The following is an 18,562-nucleotide window of genomic DNA, read 5'->3' as shown; positions in this document are numbered from 1 at the left end:
AAGGTCTCGTCGGGCAGGTCGCTGCCGTCGGCGATGCGGGTGGTCGCGGCGATGGCCGCCTCGATGTCGCGGCGCGCGTCGGCGGGTGACCGACCGGCCTGCGCATCGGCGATGAGCCCGCCCAGGGCCGCCGCGCGGGCGGGATCGGTCACCGCGATGACGTCCTGCAGCTCGGCGCGCCGCGACATCGAGGCGGCCATCGCCGCGACCACCCGCATCGCCGACGGCAGCGACCTGCCCGACGAGACCTTGGTTCGGATCGCGGCCGCGCTGACCGATCTGCAGGTGCGCGACACGCTCTACGCGCTGGCGGTCGGGGAGAGCGCGGCACCCGCCGAGTCGCTGTGGGCCGAGCTTTCGCGGCGACTTCCCGCGCCGTGGCGGACCGAAGCACTTGTGCTGCTTGCCTTTTCGGCCTACGTCCGGGGCGACGGTCCACTGGCGGGGGTGTCGTTGGAGGCGGCGCTGCGCTGTGACGGCACGCATCGGATGGCCGGCATGCTCGACACCGCACTGCAGTCGGGACTGCGGCCCGAACAGATCCGCGACCTCGCTACGACGGGTTACCGGTTGGCCGAACAGCTGGGGGTGCGGTTACCGGCGCGGCGGGCGTTTCGCCGACGGGCCGGCTGAGCGCAACCGGCCGAGCTGGACGGGTCAGACCTTCTCGACCTTGACCGCGTGCGCCATGTGGTGAGGCAGCTCGACCTGTTCGTGGCCGGGGATCACGATCATCACGCCGCCGAGATCGTTGATCTGCACGGTCACCCGGGCGTTGGGCACCACACCGGCGTCCTTGAGCCTGCTGATCAGATCGGCATCGCCCTGGACGTGTTCGGTCAGCTGCCGCACCACGACCGCGACGGGCATGCCGGCGGGCAACTCGGTCAGCCGAACCAGGTTCATGCCGTCGCCGCCCGACGACTGACCGATCAACCCCAGTTCCGACAGGCCGGGAATGGGATTGCCGAAAGGCGAGGTGGTCGGGTTGTCGAGGACCTGGACGAGTCGGCGCTCGACGTCCTCGCTCATCACGTGTTCCCAGCGGCAGGCCTCGGCGTGTACTTCCTCCCACGGCAGGCCGATCACGTCGACCAGCAGTCGCTCGGCGAGTCGATGCTTGCGCATGACGGCGACGGCCAGCGCGCGGCCCTTGTCGGTGAGTTCGAGGTGGCGGTCCCCGGCGACGTGCAGCAAGCCGTCGCGCTCCATCCGGGAAACCGTCTGGCTCACCGTCGGGCCGCTTTGATCGAGCCGCTCCGCGATGCGTGCACGCAAAGGCACCACGCCCTCTTCCTCGAGGTCGTAGATCGTCCGCAGGTACATCTCTGTGGTGTCGACTAGATCGTTCATCCGCTAACCCTTCGTCACGGGTGAGTCTACCGGCCTACGGGCCTGAACTGCGTTCTTCGGTCGGTGGCGCAGTTCGCGTGCCACGATCAGCGCGCACAAGGACACGATCCCCGCCGGCGTACCGGCGGGGATCGTGAACGGGGGGTCTAGCTGGCGTACGAGCGCAGGCGATCGGCGCGTTCGCCGTTGCGGAGCTTGGCCATCACCTCGCGCTCGATCTGTCGGACCCGCTCACGGGACAGCCCGAAGAGCTTGCCGATCTGGTCGAGAGTGCGTGGCTGCCCGTCGTCGAGCCCGAACCGCAACCGGATCACCTGCTGTTCGCGCTCGTCGAGCGTCGCGAGCACGTGCCGGATGTCGGTGTGCAGCAGCTCGGAGATCACCGCGTTCTCGGCCGACATGGCCTCGGCGTCCTCGATGAAGTCACCCAGCGGCGCTTCCTCGTCGCTGCCCACCGGCATGTCGAGGCTCACCGGGTCGCGGCTGTGCTCCAGCAGATCGGTGATCTTCTCCACCGGGATACCGGATTCGGCCGCCAACTCTTCGTCGGTCGCCTCGCGACCGAGGTTCTGGTGCATCTCGCGCTTGATCCGCGCGAGCTTGTTCACCTGCTCGACCAGATGCACCGGCAGCCGGATCGTGCGGCTCTGGTCCGCCATGCCGCGCGTGATCGCCTGACGGATCCACCACGTGGCGTACGTCGAGAACTTGAATCCCTTGGCGTAGTCGAACTTCTCCATCGCCCGGATCAGGCCCAGGTTGCCCTCCTGGATCAGGTCGAGCAACGGCATGCCGCGGCCGGTGTAACGCTTGGCCAGCGACACGACGAGCCGCAGGTTGGCTTCGAGCAGATGCCGGCGTGCGGCCTCGCCGTCGCGGACCACCGCGGCAAGATCACGTTTGCGGTTCTCGCCCAAGCGCTTCCGCGTTTCGAGCAAGTGCTTGGCATAAAGCCCGGCCTCGATGCGCTTTGCGAGTTCCACCTCGTCGGCGGCGTTGAGCAGGGCCGTTTTGCCAATGCCATTCAGATACACGCGCACGAGGTCAGCGGCTGGACTCTGCGCGTCCAGGTCGTGGTCGACGCGGATGGTGCTGGCATTTGCCATGACGGCCTCCTGGATCAAGTCGAACTGTCATGAGCTACAACGCCCACGCAGTCCAAAGAGTTCCCAGGCGATTGCCGGTTCACACCTTCTGATCAGCGGTTTCTCGGCGGCGACCTGAGAATGTCCTTAGAAAAGGAATAGAAGCGGCTCAGCTGGGAACATCGCCGCGGAAGCCGCGTCCGTCGGGTTGCGGCGGGGCAGCCGCGTCAAAAGTCAGGCCCTGCTCCAGCGCGGGGCGCTCGCTGGCGCCGAGCGTGGCGGCGCGGCGCGCAGCGTCATAGCGCCGCGGCTCTTCGGGTCGCCGCGGCGGGCGGTCGTTGGCGATGAGCACGGCGATCCACGGCAGCGGGATGGAGGCCACCAGAATCCCCAACGAGATCAAGCCGTTGTGCCAGACGCCGTAGGCGACCGCGGCGAACACGAGAGCCGGGATCCGAAACGACATCAGGGTCAAGTACTTGCGCACCCGCTGGCGGTGCTGCTCCTCGTAGGCGGGAGCGGCGCGCGTGATGAGCACGGGCCGACCGTCGTCGTCGAAACTCAGCTCGGGGCCTTGTTTCATACCTCCACTGTTCCACATTGTCGCGCCGCTGTACGGGTCGGTTTTCTTACGGGCAAAATGGGGGTCATGCAAACCCAGACGATCGAGCGCACCGATACCGACGAACGCGTCGACGACGGGACTGACGACGACACTCCGAAGTACTTCCATTACGTCAAGAAGGACAAGATCGCCGAGAGTGCAGTGATGGGAACGCACGTCGTCGCGCTGTGCGGCGAGGTCTTCCCGGTGACCAAGTCCGCCAAGCCGGGCTCTCCGGTGTGCCCGGACTGCAAGCGCATCTACGAAAAGCTCAAGAAGTAAGCCGGTCGGCGGTCTCCGACGAGCGCTCCGCGGGTTCGTCGACCGCCGCCCCGTTGCGGTTGTCGGCCTTCGCCTTCAGCCACCACCGGAACCGCTTGGCATGGGTGACCGGTGCGGGCCACTCCTCCTCGACCGCGGCATTGAGCTCGGCGCCGATCATGATCGCGAACCCGAGGAAGAACGCGAACAACAGGAACGCGATCGGCGTCGCCAGCGCACCGTAGGTGTAGCCGGTCGCGGTGATCCACGTCAGATAGAAGCGCAGCCCGAACGTCGCCGCCAGGAACACCAGGGTGGCCAGCACCGAACCCAGCAGCAGCCGGTGCGAGGGCAGCGGGTTCGGCAATGACACCCGGTAGAGGATGTTGACCGCCACGACCAAGCCGACGATCACCACCGGGTAGTAACCGAACTGCAGGATGTGAGCCAAGCCGGCCGGAATGTACTCGGTGATCTTGCGGGGGCCCAGCGCGATGAACGGCGCGGTCAGGATCGCGCCGACCAACATCACCACGTACAGCCCGAGCGCGTAGAAACGCTGCCGGACGGGATGGCGCAGCGGAGTCTGGTCGTGCGCTTCGGTGATCGAGTCGACAAAGGCCGATATCGCCGACGAGCCCGCCCACAGCGAGATCACGAAGCCGACCGAGACCACCTCGCCGCGCGCGCCACGAACGATGTCGCGGATCGTCGGCTCGATGATCTCGGTGACCACGTTGCTCGAGAAGAACCGGCCCGCCGTATCGATGATCTGGTCCTGGATGGTCGGAAGTGTCTCCGGGCCGAACAGGGGAGCGATGTAGGCCAAGCTGCCCAGCATGCCGAGCAGCAGCGGTGGCAGCGACAGCGCGGACCAGAAGGCGGCCTGCGCCGACTCCGAGAAGATCGAGTCGTCCCAGCTCTTGGACAACGTGCGCCGCACAAGGTGTCGGATGTGGTGGCGCGACGGCTTCCTCGGCAACGGCTGGGACTGGCGAGTCATGACCAGTCCAGCATTCCTGACGAGACCTGCTCCTGCCCAGCGCGGCGGTCAGCCGTGTCGGGTGCTATGCCTCCACCGGGCTGACTTCGAGGACGGCGGCCAACTCGACCAGCTTGGTCTCGTGCTCGTTGGCGTGATGCTGGCAGAAGAGCAACTCCGCTCCGGAGGGGAGCTTGGCGCGCACCCGGGCGCCGGCACCGCAGCGATCGCAGCGGTCAGCCCGGGTCAGTGGGGGACTGGTGAGCGTTGCGTTCGTCATGCGGACCTCCGTGGTGTTCGCGTACATCTACTGTCTCAGACGTTTTGGCTTCCGGCCTTGTTCCCAAAGGCTTTACCGGTGTGTCGTGTCTCACCGTTACCTCGAGTTGCCGACACGGCAGGCTGGTCGTATGAACGCCGCGTCGCCCGTGCTGGTCCACCTGTGTAGCAAGGACGAGTGGCGATCGGCCCAAGCATCGGGTGAGCATCGGCCCGGTTCGCTCGAGGCGAACGGATTCGTGCACCTGTCGACACCGGAGCAAGTGCACCTGCCGGCGAACCGGCTCTACGCCGGCCGGACCGACTTGGTGCTGCTTCGCATCGACGCCGCACGGCTGTCCTCTCCCGTTCGCTGGGAACCCGGTGTGCCCGCTGATCCCGTGGGGATGGTGTTCCCACATCTGTACGGGCCGCTGCCGGCGAGTGCTGTGATAAGCGTCACTTCATACCTGCCCGGCCCCGACGGACGGTTCACCGCGGTCGCATCCTGAGTCGCAGGGGTGCTACGTACACTTACAAATCGTGGGCATTCTGTTAGGTCTCGCACCGTGGATTGTGTACTGGGTGCTCGTCGGCAATGTTCCCTTCACCGTCGCGGTGCTGATCGCTCTGACGGTCGCGGTCGCGGCGTTCACGTTTGGCAGACTGCGCGGCGGCCCTGGCAGGGTTCTCGAAATCGGAGCTCTGGCAACGTTTTTGGTGCTCACTGTGCTGACCTTCACGCTCGACCAGTCGTTCATGGAACGCTGGATGCAGCCGCTGAGCAACGCCGGCATCTTCCTGGTGGCGCTGACCGGCGTGCTGATCGGAAAGCCGTTCGTGCGGGAGTTCGCCGAGGTGGGTCAGCCGCCGCACGTCGTCAACAGCGAGCTGTTCGCGAAGATCACCTCACTGCTGACCTGGATCTGGGTCGCGGCCTTCGGCGGCATGGCGCTGTCGTCGGCGATCCCGCCGATCGTGTACGGCGATGCGACCATCCTCGACACCAGGACACCGCTGTCGTTCGTCTGCTACTGGGTCATCCCGTTCGCCTTGTTGGCCGCGGCGGCGTTCGCGACACGGGTGCTGCCGGACCGCATCGCCGCCGGCGCGGACGACATCGTCCGCAAGACGTCGTTCGTCGCGTTCGCGGAGGCCGAGATCGATCAGCTGATGTATCTGGCCACCGAGCACGCCAACCGTGAGGTCGGCCCGGGCAAGGAGGCGTACGACATCAAGATCGGCAGCAAGGGCGTCCCGCTGACGGGCGACGAGACGCGCGAGTCCTGGCCGTCGACCTACAAGGTGCGCGACAAGAAGCGTTAGGCCTGCGTTAGGCCCAAGCCGGTCTAGACGGGCGACGCCTCGACGATCGAGATCGGCGTGACGGTGTCGGTGACGCTGTCCAGACGAAAACCGGCGCGGCGCAGCAGCTCCGCGTAGTCGGCGCGGGTGCGCTCCTTACCGCCGACTGTCACGAGCATCTCGAGGTCGAGCTGGAAGCCGACGAACGACGTGGCACGCTCGGGCAGCACCATCTCGAAGAGCAGCAGCTTGCCGTCCGGCGCGATCGCGGTGCGGATGTTGCGCAGGATCGTCAACGCTGACTCGTCGTCCCAGTCGTGGATGATGTTCTTCATCACGTACGCGTCGCCGCCGCTGGGGACGCTTTCCAGGAACGAGCCGCCCTGTGCGGTGCAACGGTCGGCCACCCCAGCGGCTTTCAAGGTCGTCTCGGCGCCCGAGACCACCGACGGCAGGTCGTAGACGACGCCGCGCGCCTGCGGGGCGTACTTCAGGATGGTCGAGAGCAGCAGGCCGTGCCCGCCGCCCACGTCCACGATCAGTCGGAAGTTCGTGAAATCGTATTGGCTGAGCGCGATCTCGTTGGTCATCCCGCTGGTCGCGGTCATCGCGTTGTTGAACACCTGAGCCAGTTCGGGGTCGGTCTCGAGGTATTCGAAGTACGGCATGCCGCGCAGTTTCACCGCGGCCGGCTCGCCGGTCTGCACCGAGTGCAACAGCTCGCCCCAGTCCTCCCACCGAGCCTTGTGGCCGATGAACAGAACCATGTCGCGCATCGAGTCCGGCACATCCGAGCGCATCGCCTGACCCGCCCTGGTCAGGCTGAAGGTGTCGTCCCGGCGGTGGTCGAGCAGACCCTTCGACGCCAACGCCCGCATCAGCCGGTACAGGGCATCGGGGTCCGCGCCGACCCGCTCGGCGACATCCGCCGCGCGCGCAGGTCCGTTCGCCAACTGGTCGGCGACTCCCAGCTTGGCGGCGGCGTACATCGTCTGCGTCGTCCATGCGCCGGTCGCCATCTCCAGGATCGCGACGCTTCCCGGCACGGTCGCGCGGTGCAGATGCTGCAGCGCTGCGCGCAACCGGTTGACAACGCGAATGGCGAACATCGGCGGCACGTTTGCGGGCTTGTTGGGCACGGCGGGAGACATTAACAGGTTCACCCGCCCTACCGCGCCATTGACCGAGCGTCGGGTTGACGTACGCTCGACGCGAAATCGTGTCGCACAACCCGACACTCGGCGAGGGGTATCGCTGGGGCCGACGACGAGGAGAACGATGGGATTCAAGCGGCTGGCTGTGGCGTCGGTGGTCGGGGCGGGCGTCGTCGCGGTGGGAGTCGCGGCCCCGGCGTACGGCACGGACCAGATCTCGCAGAACGCGGTCGGCACCTACGACGCCGTATACCCGTGGGTCACGGCGACCTGGGTGGTCACGCCGTGTGCGCAAGACACGCCACAGTGTGTGCACGTCACGGAATACGGCGCCGAGGACGCCGAGCGGAAGACGCCGTTCTGGAGCGCCGACGCGCACTGGAACGTCGGTTGGTGGATCATGCGCGGCGTCAACACCCCGAACGCGCTGACGTGTGAGGACGGCTCGACCCATGATCTCTCGATCGACTTCGCATGGGACGCCGCGTCGGGCGAGGGCGTCCGCTCCTACCGCGAACCCGGAATCTGCGACGGCACCGTCACCAACGGTTCGAACGACATCACGGTGACCAAGGTCGGGCCCGCGCCGCTGTAACCGACCGGGCCCGCAGGCTCAGTCCAGGTAGTCGCGCAGCACCTGAGACCGGCTGGGGTGGCGCAACTTCGACATCGTCTTCGACTCGATCTGGCGGATCCGTTCGCGCGTCACGCCGTACACCTGACCGATCTCGTCGAGCGTGCGCGGCTGGCCGTCGGTCAGCCCGAAGCGCAGCCGCACGACTCCGGCCTCGCGCTCGGACAGCGTCTCGAGCACCGACTGCAGCTGGTCCTGCAGCAGCGTGAACGACACCGCGTCGACCGCCACCACGGCCTCGGAGTCCTCGATGAAGTCGCCGAGCTGCGAATCGCCCTCGTCGCCGATGGTCTGGTCCAGCGAGATTGGCTCACGCGCGTACTGCTGGATCTCCAGCACCTTCTCCGGCGTGATGTCCATTTCCTTGGCGAGCTCTTCGGGCGTGGGTTCGCGGCCCAGATCCTGGAGCAGCTCGCGCTGGATACGACCGAGCTTGTTGATCACCTCGACCATGTGCACCGGAATCCGGATGGTGCGGGCCTGGTCGGCCATCGCCCGCGTGATCGCCTGGCGGATCCACCACGTCGCGTAGGTCGAGAACTTGTAGCCCTTGGTGTAGTCGAACTTCTCGACCGCGCGGATCAGGCCCAGGTTGCCTTCCTGGATGAGGTCGAGGAACGCCATGCCGCGGCCGGTGTAGCGCTTGGCCAGCGACACCACCAGGCGCAGGTTGGCTTCCAGCAGATGGTTTTTCGCGCGGTCACCGTCGCGACAGATCCAGGTCATGTCGCGGCGTTCCGTCGGCGTGAACTTCTCGCCTTTGGCGGCCTTCTCTGCCATCAACTGGGTGGCGTACAAGCCGGCCTCGATGCGCTTGGCCAGCTCGACCTCCTCCTCGGCGTTGAGCAGGGCGACCTTGCCGATCTGCTTGAGGTAGGCGCGAACCGAGTCGGCGGACGCGGTCAGCTCCGCGTCCTTGCGGGCCTGGCGCAGCGCCTCGGATTCCTCTTCGTCCCAGACGAAGTCGCCCGAGGCCTTGTCCTTCTCCGAGGGTTCGGCGATCTCCTCGTCCTCGGCTGCGGCGGCTTCTGCGCCGGACTCCGCCGCCGGGGCGTCGCCCTCGGCCGCTTCGGCACCGTCCTCGGTGTCCTCGTCGTCGGCGGCCTCGTCCTCGGTGTCTTCCTCGTCGGCGACTTCGAGATCCTCCAGATCGAGGTCGGCGTCCTCGACCGCGAGGTCGTCGCCGGGCTCGACTTCGAGGTCGTCGGTGTCGAGGTCCTCGGCGTCGACGTCGGCGGCCTTGGTGGTCTCGGGTTCTGCGGCGGTGGCCTTCTTGGCACGCCCGCGCGGGGCTGCGGTCTTGGCAGCTTTCGTCGCGCGCTTGGCGGGCGCCTTCGCTGACGCGGTTGCGGCCTTCTTCGCCGGCGCCTTGGTCGCGGTCTTGGCGGCCTTCTTCGCGGGCGCCTTGGTAGCGGTGCCGGAATCGCGGCTCGCCGCGGTCTTCTTCGCGGGGGCGGCCTTGGTAGCGGTGCGCTTCACCTGCTCATCGGTTGCCAGGCTGGCCTTTGTCGCTGCCACGTACACCCTTTCCTCGTGCTACTCATCGCGGGCTGGGTCCACCGCGAAGCGCGGAGAGGGCGTGCCCCATCGAAGAGCGTCGGCTGTCGAATATCGGCGGTTGATAATCGCCGCTATCCAGGCTTGCGGCCGCCGTCGACCATTGTAACGACAGTGTGGGATAACGCCGCCTCGCGCGCCAAATTACGGGCCTTCCGGCGCGCCTACTCGACGGTAGCTGTGACGTCCACCTCGGCGGCCATCGCGGCGCCGACGATTCCAGCTGTGTTCTGCAGCGCCGCCGCCACCACCGGCGTGCGGTTCTTCAGCAGCGGAACCCACTTGTCGGCCTTGCGGCTGATGCCGCCACCGGCGATGAACAGATCCGGCCAGATCGCGTTCTCGACCGCCACCAGCACTTTGGTCACCTCGACCGCCCAGCGCTCATAGTTCCAGCCCTTGCGTTCCTTGACCGACGAGGCGGCGCGGTGCTCGGCTTCCTTGCCGCCGACCTCGATGTGGCCGAACTCCGTGTTGGGCAGCAGAGCGCCGTTGTGGATCACCGCCGAGCCGATGCCGGTGCCGAACGTCAGCAGGACGATGACGCCGGTGTTGTCGCGTCCGGCGCCGAACCTCTCCTCAGCCAGCCCGGCGGCATCGGCGTCGTTGAGAACCGTCACCGGCTGGCCGCCGAGATGGGACATGATCGCGTCCCGGGCGTTCACGCCGATCCAGCCCTTGTCGACGTTCGCCGCGGTCCGCACGATTCCGTCGGTGACCACGCCCGGATACGTCACCCCGAGGCTGCCCGTCCAGCCGAACTCGCGGACCACCGCCGCGACGGTCGCAGCGACGGCATCCGGGGTCGCCGGCTGCGGAGTGGGCAACTTGAACCGCTCACCGATCAACTGTCCGGTGTCAAGGTCGACGATGCCGCCCTTGACGCCGCTGCCGCCCACGTCGATGCCGAATCCGCGACGGGGAGCCCGGTCGGCGCTCGGCGCGACGGTGGGTGAATCGGTCGCGGTCATCAGCGCTCCTCTTACTCCTGCCAAGCGTGCCCCGGCCCGTTCATGCGTCCCACACCTTAATGGCTCTGGAACGACGGCGTTGGGGTGTCGGGCAAGCAGGCGCGACAACGTCGCAAGAACATGCTGCGATGTGTGAATGCCCGCTGACGACGACGATCCCGTCCTGCTGCGCTCGGTCGCCGAGCAGCTGGCCACCGAGGCCGCCGCGTTCGTGCGGCGGCGGCGCGCAGAGGTTTTCGGCAATTCCGGCAGCTCGCGGGAGACGGCCGGCGTGCGGACGAAGAGTTCGCCGACCGACCCGGTGACGGTCGTCGACACCGAGACCGAACGGCTGATCCGCGGCCGGCTCGAGGTGCTGCGTCCCGGCGAGCATGTGCTCGGCGAAGAGGAAGGGGGCACGCCCCCGCGCGGCGGAGAGCTGAGCTGGGTGCTCGATCCGATCGACGGCACGGTCAACTTCGTCTACGGGCTGGCGGCGTACGCGGTGTCGGTCGCCGTGCAGCGCGACGGGGCGTCGTTGGCGGGTGCGGTCGCGAATGTGCCTGCAGGCGCTGTCTATTCGGCCGCGGTCGGCCACGGCGCGCTCGTGCGACGTGGAGACGTCGCCACGCCGTTGCGCGCGAGTGCCGCCGATGAGCTGTCGACGTCATTGCTGGGCACCGGCTTCTCCTATGACCGTGAGCAGCGGGCCAGGCAGGCCGAGGTGCTGACCCAGATGCTGCCTGCGGTGCGCGACGTACGCCGCATCGGCTCGTGTGCCCTCGATCTGTGCATGGTGGCCGACGGCCAACTCGACGCCTATTACGAGGACGGCGTCCATCTGTGGGACTGGGCGGCCGGCGCGCTGATCGCCGCCGAAGCGGGCGCCGCGGTGCGGTTGCCTCCGGGTGGGGGGCCGGTCGGCGACCCCGGCTTCATCCTCGCCGCTGCGCCGGCCGTCGCGCCGGAGCTGGAAGCCGCTCTGCGACGCGCGGGCGCACTCTAGCGAAACATGTTGCAGGACAACCGGATACGCTCAGCAAGTCTCTGAGTGGATCTTGGACAGCAGTGCCGGGTCGGCCGGCTGGGTGGCGTCCGGCCGCAGGCTGGCCAGCATCGCCTCGATGTCGTCGCTGCTGCTCAACTCGGTGAACTCGGTGCCGAGCGCAAGGTCGACGCTGTCGTCGCCGCGGTCGTCCTGGAACAGCTCGGTGCACGGCGCGACCAGCCACACCGCGGCGGCGGCGGCGCGTCCGGCTTCGCCGAACCGGATCTGCCCCTGGCACTCCAGCCGGGTTGCCGCGTAGACGGGGTCGTTGGTGGCGGTCGGATCGTTGAACCCCAGATCCTTGAGCGCCCCCGCCACCTCGGCGGCCTGGCCGCCCTGGCCGCTGGCGTTGAGCACTTTGACCCGAGTGTCGGCCAAGCGGGCGGGAGCAACGTCGACCATGTCGGCGCGCGAAACCTGCACGCCCAGTGCCGGGGCCGGCGCGGCCGGGTCGGTGGGTGCCGGAGGGCGATTGCAGATGGCCGCCTCGGGGACTTCGACCGGACGGCTGAGCGCGATGACCCAGACGAGCAGGGTCACCACCGCCAACGCGGCGAACAACAGGATCGCCGGCAGGAAGTTCCGTCGACGAAAAGGACGACCGTGCTCGTCGAACGCGGTTCCCTGGGTGATTTGCGCGACCACGTGTGCACTCTAAGGCCCGCGACGCCGGCCGGTTCCCAGGGAACGATGCAGCGTGTGACATAAATCACAGTGGAACGGGTACCAATACGGGCACGAATCGTTTGGCGGATGCGTTCGACGCTGGTACAAAGCTCTGTCGCACAAGGTTTATTCAGAGGGGACGAGGATGGCTACCGATTACGACGCCCCGCGGCGCACCGAGGCCGATGACGTCTCGGAGGATTCGCTCGAGGAGTTGAAGGCGCGGCGTAACGAGGCCCAGTCGGCTGTTGTCGACGTCGACGAGTCGGAATCCGCGGAGTCCTTCGAACTGCCCGGCGCCGACCTGTCCGGTGAGGAACTGTCGGTGCGGGTGATCCCCAAGCAGGCCGACGAGTTCACCTGCTCGAGTTGCTTCCTGGTGCACCACCGCAGCCGGCTGGCGAGCGAGAAGAACGGAGTGATGATCTGTTCGGACTGCGCGGCCTAGCGCCGGTCCGTTCAGCTGCGCAGGTTCAATTCGCAGCTCAGCTGCGCAGGTTGAATTCGCAGCTCAGCTGCGGAGCGCCGCCAGCACCCGCTCCGGATGCCGGCAACTCACCAGCCAGTACGGAGTGGGATCGTCCGGATCGTCGAGAACCACCAGAACCATCGGGCCCACCCACGCCCGGTGCACGACGTACGCGGCCGGATCGAGCTGCCGGCCCAGCGCCGCGGACTTGGCGCTGCGCGGCACTTCAGCCGAGCGGGCGATGACGTCGACGGGCAGGTGCGCAGGTCCCGCCCTCAGCTCGGTGCCCTCGGGACCGCCGACCACGAGCACCTCGGTGCGGCCCAGCCACAACAGCACGACGACCGCGACCGGCAGCAGCAGTGCATAGGGAAGCCATTCGGGGATCCGGGGTACGCCCATCGTCACTTCGACGGCGATCAACGCCGCGAGCCCGAGCCCCAGCGGCCACCACCACCACGGCACCCAGAGCCGCTCGCGGTAGCGCACGGATTGCGACGTGGCGCGCGTGTCGGACACGCGGCCAAGAGTAATCTCTGACGTCGTGCCCACCACTCTGGCGGTCGTGCGCCTCGACCCTGATCTGCCGATGCCCAGCCGCGCCCACGACGGCGATGCGGGCGTCGACCTTTTCAGTGCGCTCGACGTCGAACTGCCGCCCGGCCACCGCGCGCTGGTGCCGACCGGCATCGCGGTGGCCATCCCGCACGGGATGGTGGGGCTGGTCCATCCGCGGTCGGGATTGGCTGCGCGCGTAGGGCTTTCGATAGTGAACAGCCCCGGAACGATCGATGCGGGGTATCGCGGCGAAATCAAGGTTTCGCTGATCAACCTCGACCCGCAGGCGCCGATCGTCGTGCACCGCGGAGACCGCATCGCGCAGCTGCTGGTTCAGCGGGTCGAACTTCCCGAACTGGTCGAGGTCACGTCGTTCGACGAGGCCGGCCTCGGCGACACATCCCGTGGCGGCGGCGGCCACGGCTCCTCCGGCGGACATGCGAGTTTGTGATGGCATTCGGAAAACGCAGAGACAACGACGAATCCAGCGACGCTGAGGCGCGCACCGGAGGGGCCGAGCGGGACGTGACTGAGGTCGACAATGAGTTGGAGGGCCCGTTCGACATCGAGGACTTCGACGACGCCGAAGCTGCCGCCACCGGACGGCTGGACCTCGGCTCGGTCCTGATACCACTTCCCGCCGGCGGTCAGGTGCAAGTCGAACTCACCCCGCTGGGAGTGCCGAGCGCGGTGTGGGTCGTGACCCCGCACGGCCGGTTCACCATCGCGGCCTACGCCGCCCCCAAGACGGGCAGCCTGTGGCGCGAGATCGCCGCGGAACTGGCCGACTCGTTGCGCAAAGACGGCGCGAAAGTGTCGATCCAGGACGGTCCGTGGGGCCGCGAGGTGATCGGCGTGGCGTCCGTGGAGCAGGCTCAGGCCGCTCAGCAGGGCCAGCCCGGCGTAGTGCGGTTCATCGGCGTCGACGGATACCGCTGGATGATCCGCTGCGTCGTCAACGGGCTCGAGGAACACTTCGAGGCGCTGGCGGCCGAGGCGCGGGAAGCCTTGGCGGACACGGTGATTCGTCGCGGCGACACTCCGCTACCGGTGCGCACGCCGCTGGCCGTCGAGTTGCCCGAACCGATGGCCAACCAGCTGCGCGCCGCCGCCGAGCAGGCCGCCGCCCAGCAGGCGCAACAGCAGGCCGGCGAGCAGGAGCCGCCGCCCGCCGAGCCGGTCGCGCGGCGCAGCGCGCAAGGCTCGGCGATGCAGCAGCTGCGCACGATCACCGGCGGCTGAGAGCCCGTCACGCCGACAGCAACGCCGCCACACACTCGATGCCGACCACTGCCGCGTCGACGCCCATCTGGTCGAGGGTGAACGTACGCAGGGCAGCCCGCGGCGCCGCGCTCACCCACTCGGTGGCGATCTCGAAGGGGTGCACCCGATCGTCGGTGGCCGCGGCGACGCCGAGCGGGACGGCCAACCGCTGCAGTTCCGCCCGAGTGGGCGCAACATAGCTCGCCGCTGCGTCCATCGCGTCGGGCAGCGCGGGCCATTGTCCACGCCACGACCGGGCCAACTCGTCGGCCAGCCACTGCGGGCTGGACGCTCGCATCGCCGCGGTGGTGGCGGCCAGCCCGTCGCGACGCAGCGCCTGCGCGGAGTGTCGCGCGGCCGCCGCCGCCGGAGCCGACTGCGGCGAACCGGTCCACGCCGGCAGCGCCGCGAGCACCGCGACTGTCCGGTCCGGATGCGCCAACGCCCATGCGACGGCCACCGCGGCGCCGATCGACACCCCGCCCACGACGACGGGACCGGTTGCGGCCGCGTCATCAAGCGCATCGCGGTAACCGTCGAGGAGGCGGTGCGGCTGCGGAGCAGGGTTGATCAGCGCCGCCCCGTGGTCGCGCAACGCGTGCGAAAACGCCCGGGCGACGAAATCGTCGTCGGAGCCCGTACCGGGCAACAACACCGCGGTGACGCCGCGCAGATTGACCGCCATGCCTCGATCGTGCCCGGCCGCGCGACCGCCCGGCACACCGACCCGACCCCCCGTGGCAAATCGGAACCAACAGGTCTACGGTGGCGTTTGATTGGGTAGATCCATGGTGGATCTGCGATAGGTCAGGAGAGGCCATGGCAACGGCCGAAGGGTATCTGCGCCGGCTCACCCGGCGGTTGACAGAAGACCCGGAGCAGCTCGACGTCGAGGAGCTCAACGACGAAGCCGCCTCGACAGGCGCCCAGCGGGCGATCGACTGTCAGCGCGGTCAGGAAGTCACGATGGTCGGCACCTTGCGCAGCGTCGAGTGCAACGGCAAGGCGTGCGCCGGCGGTGTGAAGGCCGAACTCTTCGACGGCACCGACACGGTCATGCTGGTCTGGCTCGGCCAGCGACGCATCCCCGGCATCGAGTCGGGCCGCACGCTGAAGGTGCACGGACGCATCGGCAAGCTCGACAACGGCACCAAGGCGATCTACAACCCCCACTACGAGATTCAGAAGTGAGCGACCCCGGGACCGAACCGGGCACGCCGCCGACCACCCCGCCGATCACCCCGCCGATCACCAAGGCCAACGCCGTCCTGCAGCAGATCGGCGGGATCAGCGGCCTGATCTACTCTTCGCTGCCCGTCGTGGCATTCGTCCCCGCCTCCCAGTTCTTCGGTTTGATGCCCGCGATCATGACTGCGCTCGGGGTGGCGTTCGTCATCCTGGCGTGGCGGCTGGCCCGCCGTGAGTCGGCCCAGCCGGCGATCTCCGGGTTCGTCGGAGTCGGCATCTGCGCGCTGATCGCGTACGCGACCGGGAAGTCCGAAGGCTACTTCCTATGGGGCATCTGGATGTCGCTGCTGTGGGCGACCGTGTTCACGGCCTCGGTGCTGATCCGTCGCCCCGCAGTGGGTTACGTGTGGAGCTGGGTCAACGGCCACGGCCGCGACTGGCGCCGGGTGCGCAAAGCGGTGACGGCGTTCGACATCGCCACGCTGTTCTGGGTGCTGGTGTTCGCCTCGCGCTTCGTCGTGCAACAGCATCTCTACGACGCGGGCCAGACCGGATGGCTGGGCGTCGCGCGTATCGCCATGGGCTGGCCGTTGACGGCGATCGCCGCGCTGGTGACCTATCTGGCCATCCGTGCCGCGCAGCGAGCCGTCAGCACCGCCGACGCCGCGGTGGGCTGACTCAGCGCGGCTGCGGGTGCAGCAGCAGTTCCTGCAGCTGGTCCTCGACTTCGGCGACGGCCACGAACAACAACTCGTCGCCGCCTTCGAGCGGCTCGTCGGACTCGGGCACGATCACGCGCGGGCCGCGCAGGATCGTCACCAGCGTGCAGTCACGCGGCAACTCGAGGCGCTTGACGGGCTTGCCGCCCCACGGGGTGTCATCGGGCAGGGTGATTTCGACGAGGTTGGCCTGCCCCTTGCGGAACTCCATCAGCCGCACGAGGTCGCCGACCGCGACGGCCTCCTCCACGAGCGAAGCCAGCATGCGCGGGGTCGACACCGCGACGTCGACTCCCCAGCTCTCGTCGAACAGCCACTCGTTGCGCGGGTCGTTGACGCGGGCCACCACGCGCGGGACCGCGAACTCGGTCTTGGCCAACAGGCTGACCACCACGTTGACCTTGTCATCGCCGGTGGCGGCGATCACGACGTCGAACTCCTCCAGCTGAACCGACTCGAGCATGGTCAGCTCGCATGCGTCGCCGAGCCGCCAATGAGCCGCGGGGATCGCATCGACGTCGATGTGGTCGGGGTTGCGCTCGAGCAGCGTCACCTCGTGGGCGTCGACGAGTTCGCGGGCGATGGAGCGGCCGACGGCGCCGGCCCCGGCGATGGCGACCTTCATCAGCGCCACTCCTCGATGTCGTCGTTCGCGCGCTTCATCAGTTGTCGAGATCCTCGCTGGGCGGCAATGCCGCGATGGCCAGTGCTTCGGCGATATGCCCGGCGATCGCGGCCATGAACACCTGATCGCTGGCCTGGATGACGGTCTTGGCGTCGGGCAGCAGCCCCGCACCGAAGCGGATCAGGAAAGCCACTCGACCGCCGGTCGCCGACTCCAGGTCCGTGATGCGGCGGCCGACCCACGACTCGTGCATGGCCAGCTCGGTGACGCCCACGTTGCCGGTCGGGTCCCGCCACTTGGCGGTCTCCGTCTCCCGGGTCAGCACATTGAGCAGCCGGTCGGTCGTCCACGGCACGGTGGCCACCGTCGGGATGCCCAGCCGCTCGTAGACCGCAGCCCGCTTGGCGTCGTAGATGCGGGCGACCACCCGCTCGACGCCGAACGTCTCGCGGGCCACCCGCGCCGAGATGATGTTCGAGTTGTCGCCCGAGGACACGGCGGCGAAGGCGCCGGCTTCCTCGATGCCGGCCCGCAGCAGCACATCCCGGTCGAAGCCCATACCGAGCACCCGCTCCCCGGGGAACTCCGGAGAGAGCCGATGAAATGCCGTGCTGTCGCGATCGATGACCGCGACGTCGTGACCGATCCGGGCCAGGCTGTCGGACAGCGAGGCACCCACCCGGCCGCAGCCCATCACCACTACACGCACTTCACGGTCCTTCCTGTCGAACCCGCGCAGAGCAGAACGCTACAGCTTTCCGGCGGCCGATCGCTGCTGGGCTTACTCTTGGCACTCGTGTCCAAGCTTTCCAGGTTCGCGCGGCGGTTGGTCCTCGGCAAGCCGTTTCGCAGCGACCGGCTTTCGCACACGCTGCTGCCCAAACGGATCGCGCTGCCGGTGTTCGCCTCCGACGCGCTGTCGTCGGTCGCCTACGCGCCGGAAGAAATATTCCTCGTGCTGTCCGTCGCCGGCTTGACCGCATACTCGATGACGCCGTGGATCGGCCTGGCTGTCGCCGGCGTGATGGTCGTCGTCATCGCCAGCTACCGGCAGAACGTGCACGCCTATCCATCCGGCGGCGGGGACTACGAGGTGGTGACCACCAATCTCGGGCCGACCGCCGGCCTGACCGTGGCGAGCGCGCTGCTGGTGGACTATGTGCTCACAGTCGCGGTGTCGATGTCGTCGGCGATGTCGAACATCGGCTCGGCCGTGCCGTTCATCGACCACCACAAGGTGCTGTTCGCCGTCGCCGCGATCCTGTTGCTCGCGTCGCTGAACCTGCGCGGAATCCGGGAGTCCGGAACCGCGTTCGCGATCCCCACGTACGCGTTCATGATCGGCATGTTCGTGATGCTCGGCTGGGGCTTCTTCCAGATCTACGCGCTCGGCGAACCGCTGCGCGCGGAATCCGCCGGCTTCGAGATGCACTCCGAGCACGGCGAGATCATGGGTTTCGCACTGGTTTTCCTCGTCGCGCGGGCGTTCTCGTCGGGCAGCGCGGCGCTGACCGGCGTGGAAGCCATCAGCAACGGAGTGCCTGCGTTCCGCAAGCCCAAGTCGCGGAACGCGGCCACGACGCTCGCGCTGCTGGGTCTGATAGCGGTCACCTTGTTCATGGGCATCATCATGCTGGCCAAGGCAACCGGAGTGCAGATCGCCGAGCGCCCGCACGAACAACTGATCGGCGCTCCGGCCGATTATCACCAGAAGACGTTGATCGCGCAGTTGGCCGCCGCGGTGTTTCAGGACTTCACGATCGGGCTGTTCCTCATCGCCGGTGTCACGGCGCTGATCCTGTTGTTGGCGGCCAACACCGCGTTCAACGGGTTCCCGGTGCTCGGGTCGATCCTCGCCCAGGACCGCTACCTTCCGCGCCAGT

Annotated in this window: 25 protein-coding genes; 12 read left to right on the top strand and 13 right to left on the bottom strand. The window is 67.9% G+C overall.

The window, feature by feature from the left end; all coding sequences use genetic code 11:
• Positions 1–633, top strand: a 633-nt coding sequence (locus A5663_RS02810) for a DUF4192 domain-containing protein (protein ID WP_156744307.1), incomplete at its 5' end; no start/stop codon positions are given.
• Positions 634–657: 24 nt separating this feature from the next.
• Here the strand turns inward: A5663_RS02810 and A5663_RS02805 are convergent.
• From A5663_RS02805 to A5663_RS02795, 3 genes are all read right to left on the bottom strand, one after another.
• Complete coding sequence (locus A5663_RS02805; RefSeq protein ID WP_068143658.1) at positions 658–1,353, bottom strand: metal-dependent transcriptional regulator; 696 nt, start codon at positions 1,351–1,353, stop codon at positions 658–660.
• A gap of 146 nt (positions 1,354–1,499) precedes the next feature.
• Positions 1,500–2,459 (bottom strand): sigma-70 family RNA polymerase sigma factor SigB, encoded by a 960-nt coding sequence (sigB, locus tag A5663_RS02800; RefSeq protein WP_068143669.1) that lies wholly within the window; start codon positions 2,457–2,459, stop codon positions 1,500–1,502.
• A gap of 148 nt (positions 2,460–2,607) precedes the next feature.
• The gene (locus tag A5663_RS02795) at positions 2,608–3,021 is read right to left on the bottom strand and encodes a DUF3099 domain-containing protein (protein WP_197503269.1); all 414 of its coding nucleotides are present in this window, start codon (positions 3,019–3,021) and stop codon (positions 2,608–2,610) included.
• A gap of 66 nt (positions 3,022–3,087) precedes the next feature.
• Here A5663_RS02795 and A5663_RS02790 point away from each other — a divergent pair, with 66 nt between their 5' ends.
• Positions 3,088–3,324, top strand: a complete 237-nt coding sequence (locus tag A5663_RS02790) for a DUF3039 domain-containing protein (RefSeq protein WP_068143667.1) — start codon at positions 3,088–3,090, stop codon at positions 3,322–3,324.
• Here the strand turns inward: A5663_RS02790 and A5663_RS02785 are convergent.
• Both A5663_RS02785 and A5663_RS02780 read right to left on the bottom strand, forming a co-directional pair.
• Positions 3,314–4,306, bottom strand: a complete 993-nt coding sequence (locus A5663_RS02785; RefSeq protein ID WP_068143655.1) for a YihY/virulence factor BrkB family protein — start codon at positions 4,304–4,306, stop codon at positions 3,314–3,316. The two genes, A5663_RS02790 and A5663_RS02785, sit on opposite strands and share 11 nt — an antisense overlap.
• Before the next feature lie 64 nt (positions 4,307–4,370).
• Positions 4,371–4,565: a hypothetical protein gene (locus A5663_RS02780; RefSeq protein WP_068143665.1), complete on the bottom strand. Its 195-nt coding sequence runs from the start codon at positions 4,563–4,565 to the stop codon at positions 4,371–4,373.
• 130 nt (positions 4,566–4,695) lie between these two features.
• Between A5663_RS02780 and A5663_RS02775 the strand changes: the two genes are divergently transcribed.
• Both A5663_RS02775 and A5663_RS02770 read left to right on the top strand, forming a co-directional pair.
• A complete protein-coding gene (locus A5663_RS02775) occupies positions 4,696–5,055 on the top strand; it encodes a DUF952 domain-containing protein (protein ID WP_068143653.1) in 360 nt (119 codons plus the stop codon).
• 31 nt (positions 5,056–5,086) lie between these two features.
• A complete protein-coding gene (locus tag A5663_RS02770) occupies positions 5,087–5,869 on the top strand; it encodes a hypothetical protein (RefSeq protein WP_068143651.1) in 783 nt (260 codons plus the stop codon).
• Between the two features lie 23 nt (positions 5,870–5,892).
• Here the strand turns inward: A5663_RS02770 and A5663_RS02765 are convergent, their stop codons facing one another.
• Positions 5,893–6,999 (bottom strand): methyltransferase, encoded by a 1,107-nt coding sequence (locus tag A5663_RS02765; protein ID WP_068143649.1) that lies wholly within the window; start codon positions 6,997–6,999, stop codon positions 5,893–5,895.
• Positions 7,000–7,126: 127 nt separating this feature from the next.
• Here A5663_RS02765 and A5663_RS02760 point away from each other — a divergent pair, with 127 nt between their 5' ends.
• Positions 7,127–7,597 carry a hypothetical protein gene (locus A5663_RS02760; protein ID WP_068143647.1) on the top strand — a complete coding sequence of 157 codons (471 nt, stop codon included), beginning with the start codon at positions 7,127–7,129 and terminating at the stop codon, positions 7,595–7,597.
• Between the two features lie 18 nt (positions 7,598–7,615).
• Here the strand turns inward: A5663_RS02760 and A5663_RS02755 are convergent, their stop codons facing one another.
• Positions 7,616–9,154, bottom strand: a complete 1,539-nt coding sequence (locus A5663_RS02755; protein ID WP_068143663.1) for an RNA polymerase sigma factor — start codon at positions 9,152–9,154, stop codon at positions 7,616–7,618.
• Between the two features lie 203 nt (positions 9,155–9,357).
• Positions 9,358–10,164, bottom strand: a complete 807-nt coding sequence (gene ppgK / locus A5663_RS02750) for a polyphosphate--glucose phosphotransferase (protein WP_068143645.1) — start codon at positions 10,162–10,164, stop codon at positions 9,358–9,360.
• A gap of 136 nt (positions 10,165–10,300) precedes the next feature.
• On the opposite strand from ppgK, the gene A5663_RS02745 reads away from it, so the two are divergent.
• Entirely contained in the window at positions 10,301–11,149 is an 849-nt protein-coding gene (locus tag A5663_RS02745; protein ID WP_068143643.1) for an inositol monophosphatase family protein, read from the top strand.
• 30 nt (positions 11,150–11,179) lie between these two features.
• Here A5663_RS02745 and cei read toward each other — a convergent pair whose 3' ends face one another.
• A complete protein-coding gene (gene cei / locus A5663_RS02740) occupies positions 11,180–11,836 on the bottom strand; it encodes an envelope integrity protein Cei (protein ID WP_068143641.1) in 657 nt (218 codons plus the stop codon).
• A gap of 166 nt (positions 11,837–12,002) precedes the next feature.
• Here cei and A5663_RS02735 point away from each other — a divergent pair, with 166 nt between their 5' ends.
• Positions 12,003–12,305, top strand: coding sequence for a DUF4193 domain-containing protein (locus A5663_RS02735; protein ID WP_068143640.1), 303 nt, complete (start codon positions 12,003–12,005; stop codon positions 12,303–12,305).
• 63 nt (positions 12,306–12,368) lie between these two features.
• Here the strand turns inward: A5663_RS02735 and A5663_RS02730 are convergent, their stop codons facing one another.
• On the bottom strand, positions 12,369–12,845 hold the full coding sequence (locus A5663_RS02730) for a DUF3093 domain-containing protein (RefSeq protein ID WP_068143638.1): 477 nt from the start codon (positions 12,843–12,845) through the stop codon (positions 12,369–12,371).
• Positions 12,846–12,870: 25 nt separating this feature from the next.
• Between A5663_RS02730 and dut the strand changes: the two genes are divergently transcribed.
• Positions 12,871–13,335: a dUTP diphosphatase gene (gene dut, locus A5663_RS02725; RefSeq protein ID WP_068143636.1), complete on the top strand. Its 465-nt coding sequence runs from the start codon at positions 12,871–12,873 to the stop codon at positions 13,333–13,335.
• A complete protein-coding gene (locus A5663_RS02720; protein WP_068143634.1) occupies positions 13,335–14,126 on the top strand; it encodes a DUF3710 domain-containing protein in 792 nt (263 codons plus the stop codon). Before dut ends, A5663_RS02720 begins: the two co-directional genes overlap by 1 nt.
• A 7-nt stretch (positions 14,127–14,133) precedes the next feature.
• Here the strand turns inward: A5663_RS02720 and A5663_RS02715 are convergent, their stop codons facing one another.
• Complete coding sequence (locus A5663_RS02715) at positions 14,134–14,832, bottom strand: serine aminopeptidase domain-containing protein (protein ID WP_068143632.1); 699 nt, start codon at positions 14,830–14,832, stop codon at positions 14,134–14,136.
• Between the two features lie 134 nt (positions 14,833–14,966).
• Here A5663_RS02715 and A5663_RS02710 point away from each other — a divergent pair, with 134 nt between their 5' ends.
• Complete coding sequence (locus A5663_RS02710; RefSeq protein WP_068143630.1) at positions 14,967–15,338, top strand: OB-fold nucleic acid binding domain-containing protein; 372 nt, start codon at positions 14,967–14,969, stop codon at positions 15,336–15,338.
• The gene (locus tag A5663_RS02705) at positions 15,335–16,012 is read left to right on the top strand and encodes a DUF3159 domain-containing protein (protein ID WP_068143628.1); all 678 of its coding nucleotides are present in this window, start codon (positions 15,335–15,337) and stop codon (positions 16,010–16,012) included. The genes A5663_RS02710 and A5663_RS02705 overlap by 4 nt, the downstream gene beginning before the upstream one ends.
• A gap of 1 nt (position 16,013) precedes the next feature.
• Here the strand turns inward: A5663_RS02705 and A5663_RS02700 are convergent, their stop codons facing one another.
• Both A5663_RS02700 and A5663_RS02695 read right to left on the bottom strand, forming a co-directional pair.
• The gene (locus tag A5663_RS02700; RefSeq protein ID WP_068143660.1) at positions 16,014–16,679 is read right to left on the bottom strand and encodes a TrkA family potassium uptake protein; all 666 of its coding nucleotides are present in this window, start codon (positions 16,677–16,679) and stop codon (positions 16,014–16,016) included.
• A gap of 37 nt (positions 16,680–16,716) precedes the next feature.
• Entirely contained in the window at positions 16,717–17,388 is a 672-nt protein-coding gene (locus A5663_RS02695; protein ID WP_068143625.1) for a TrkA family potassium uptake protein, read from the bottom strand.
• An 87-nt stretch (positions 17,389–17,475) separates the two neighbouring features.
• Here A5663_RS02695 and A5663_RS02690 point away from each other — a divergent pair.
• Positions 17,476–18,562, top strand: a 1,087-nt coding sequence (locus A5663_RS02690) for an APC family permease (RefSeq protein WP_156744305.1), incomplete at its 3' end; no start/stop codon positions are given.

Origin of the sequence: Mycobacterium sp. E740 (assembly GCF_001672895.1) — a bacterium.
GTDB lineage: Bacteria > Actinomycetota > Actinomycetes > Mycobacteriales > Mycobacteriaceae > Mycobacterium.
The sequence above is the reverse complement of the archived record's forward strand: the minus strand, read 5'-3'. Positions and strand labels throughout refer to the sequence as shown.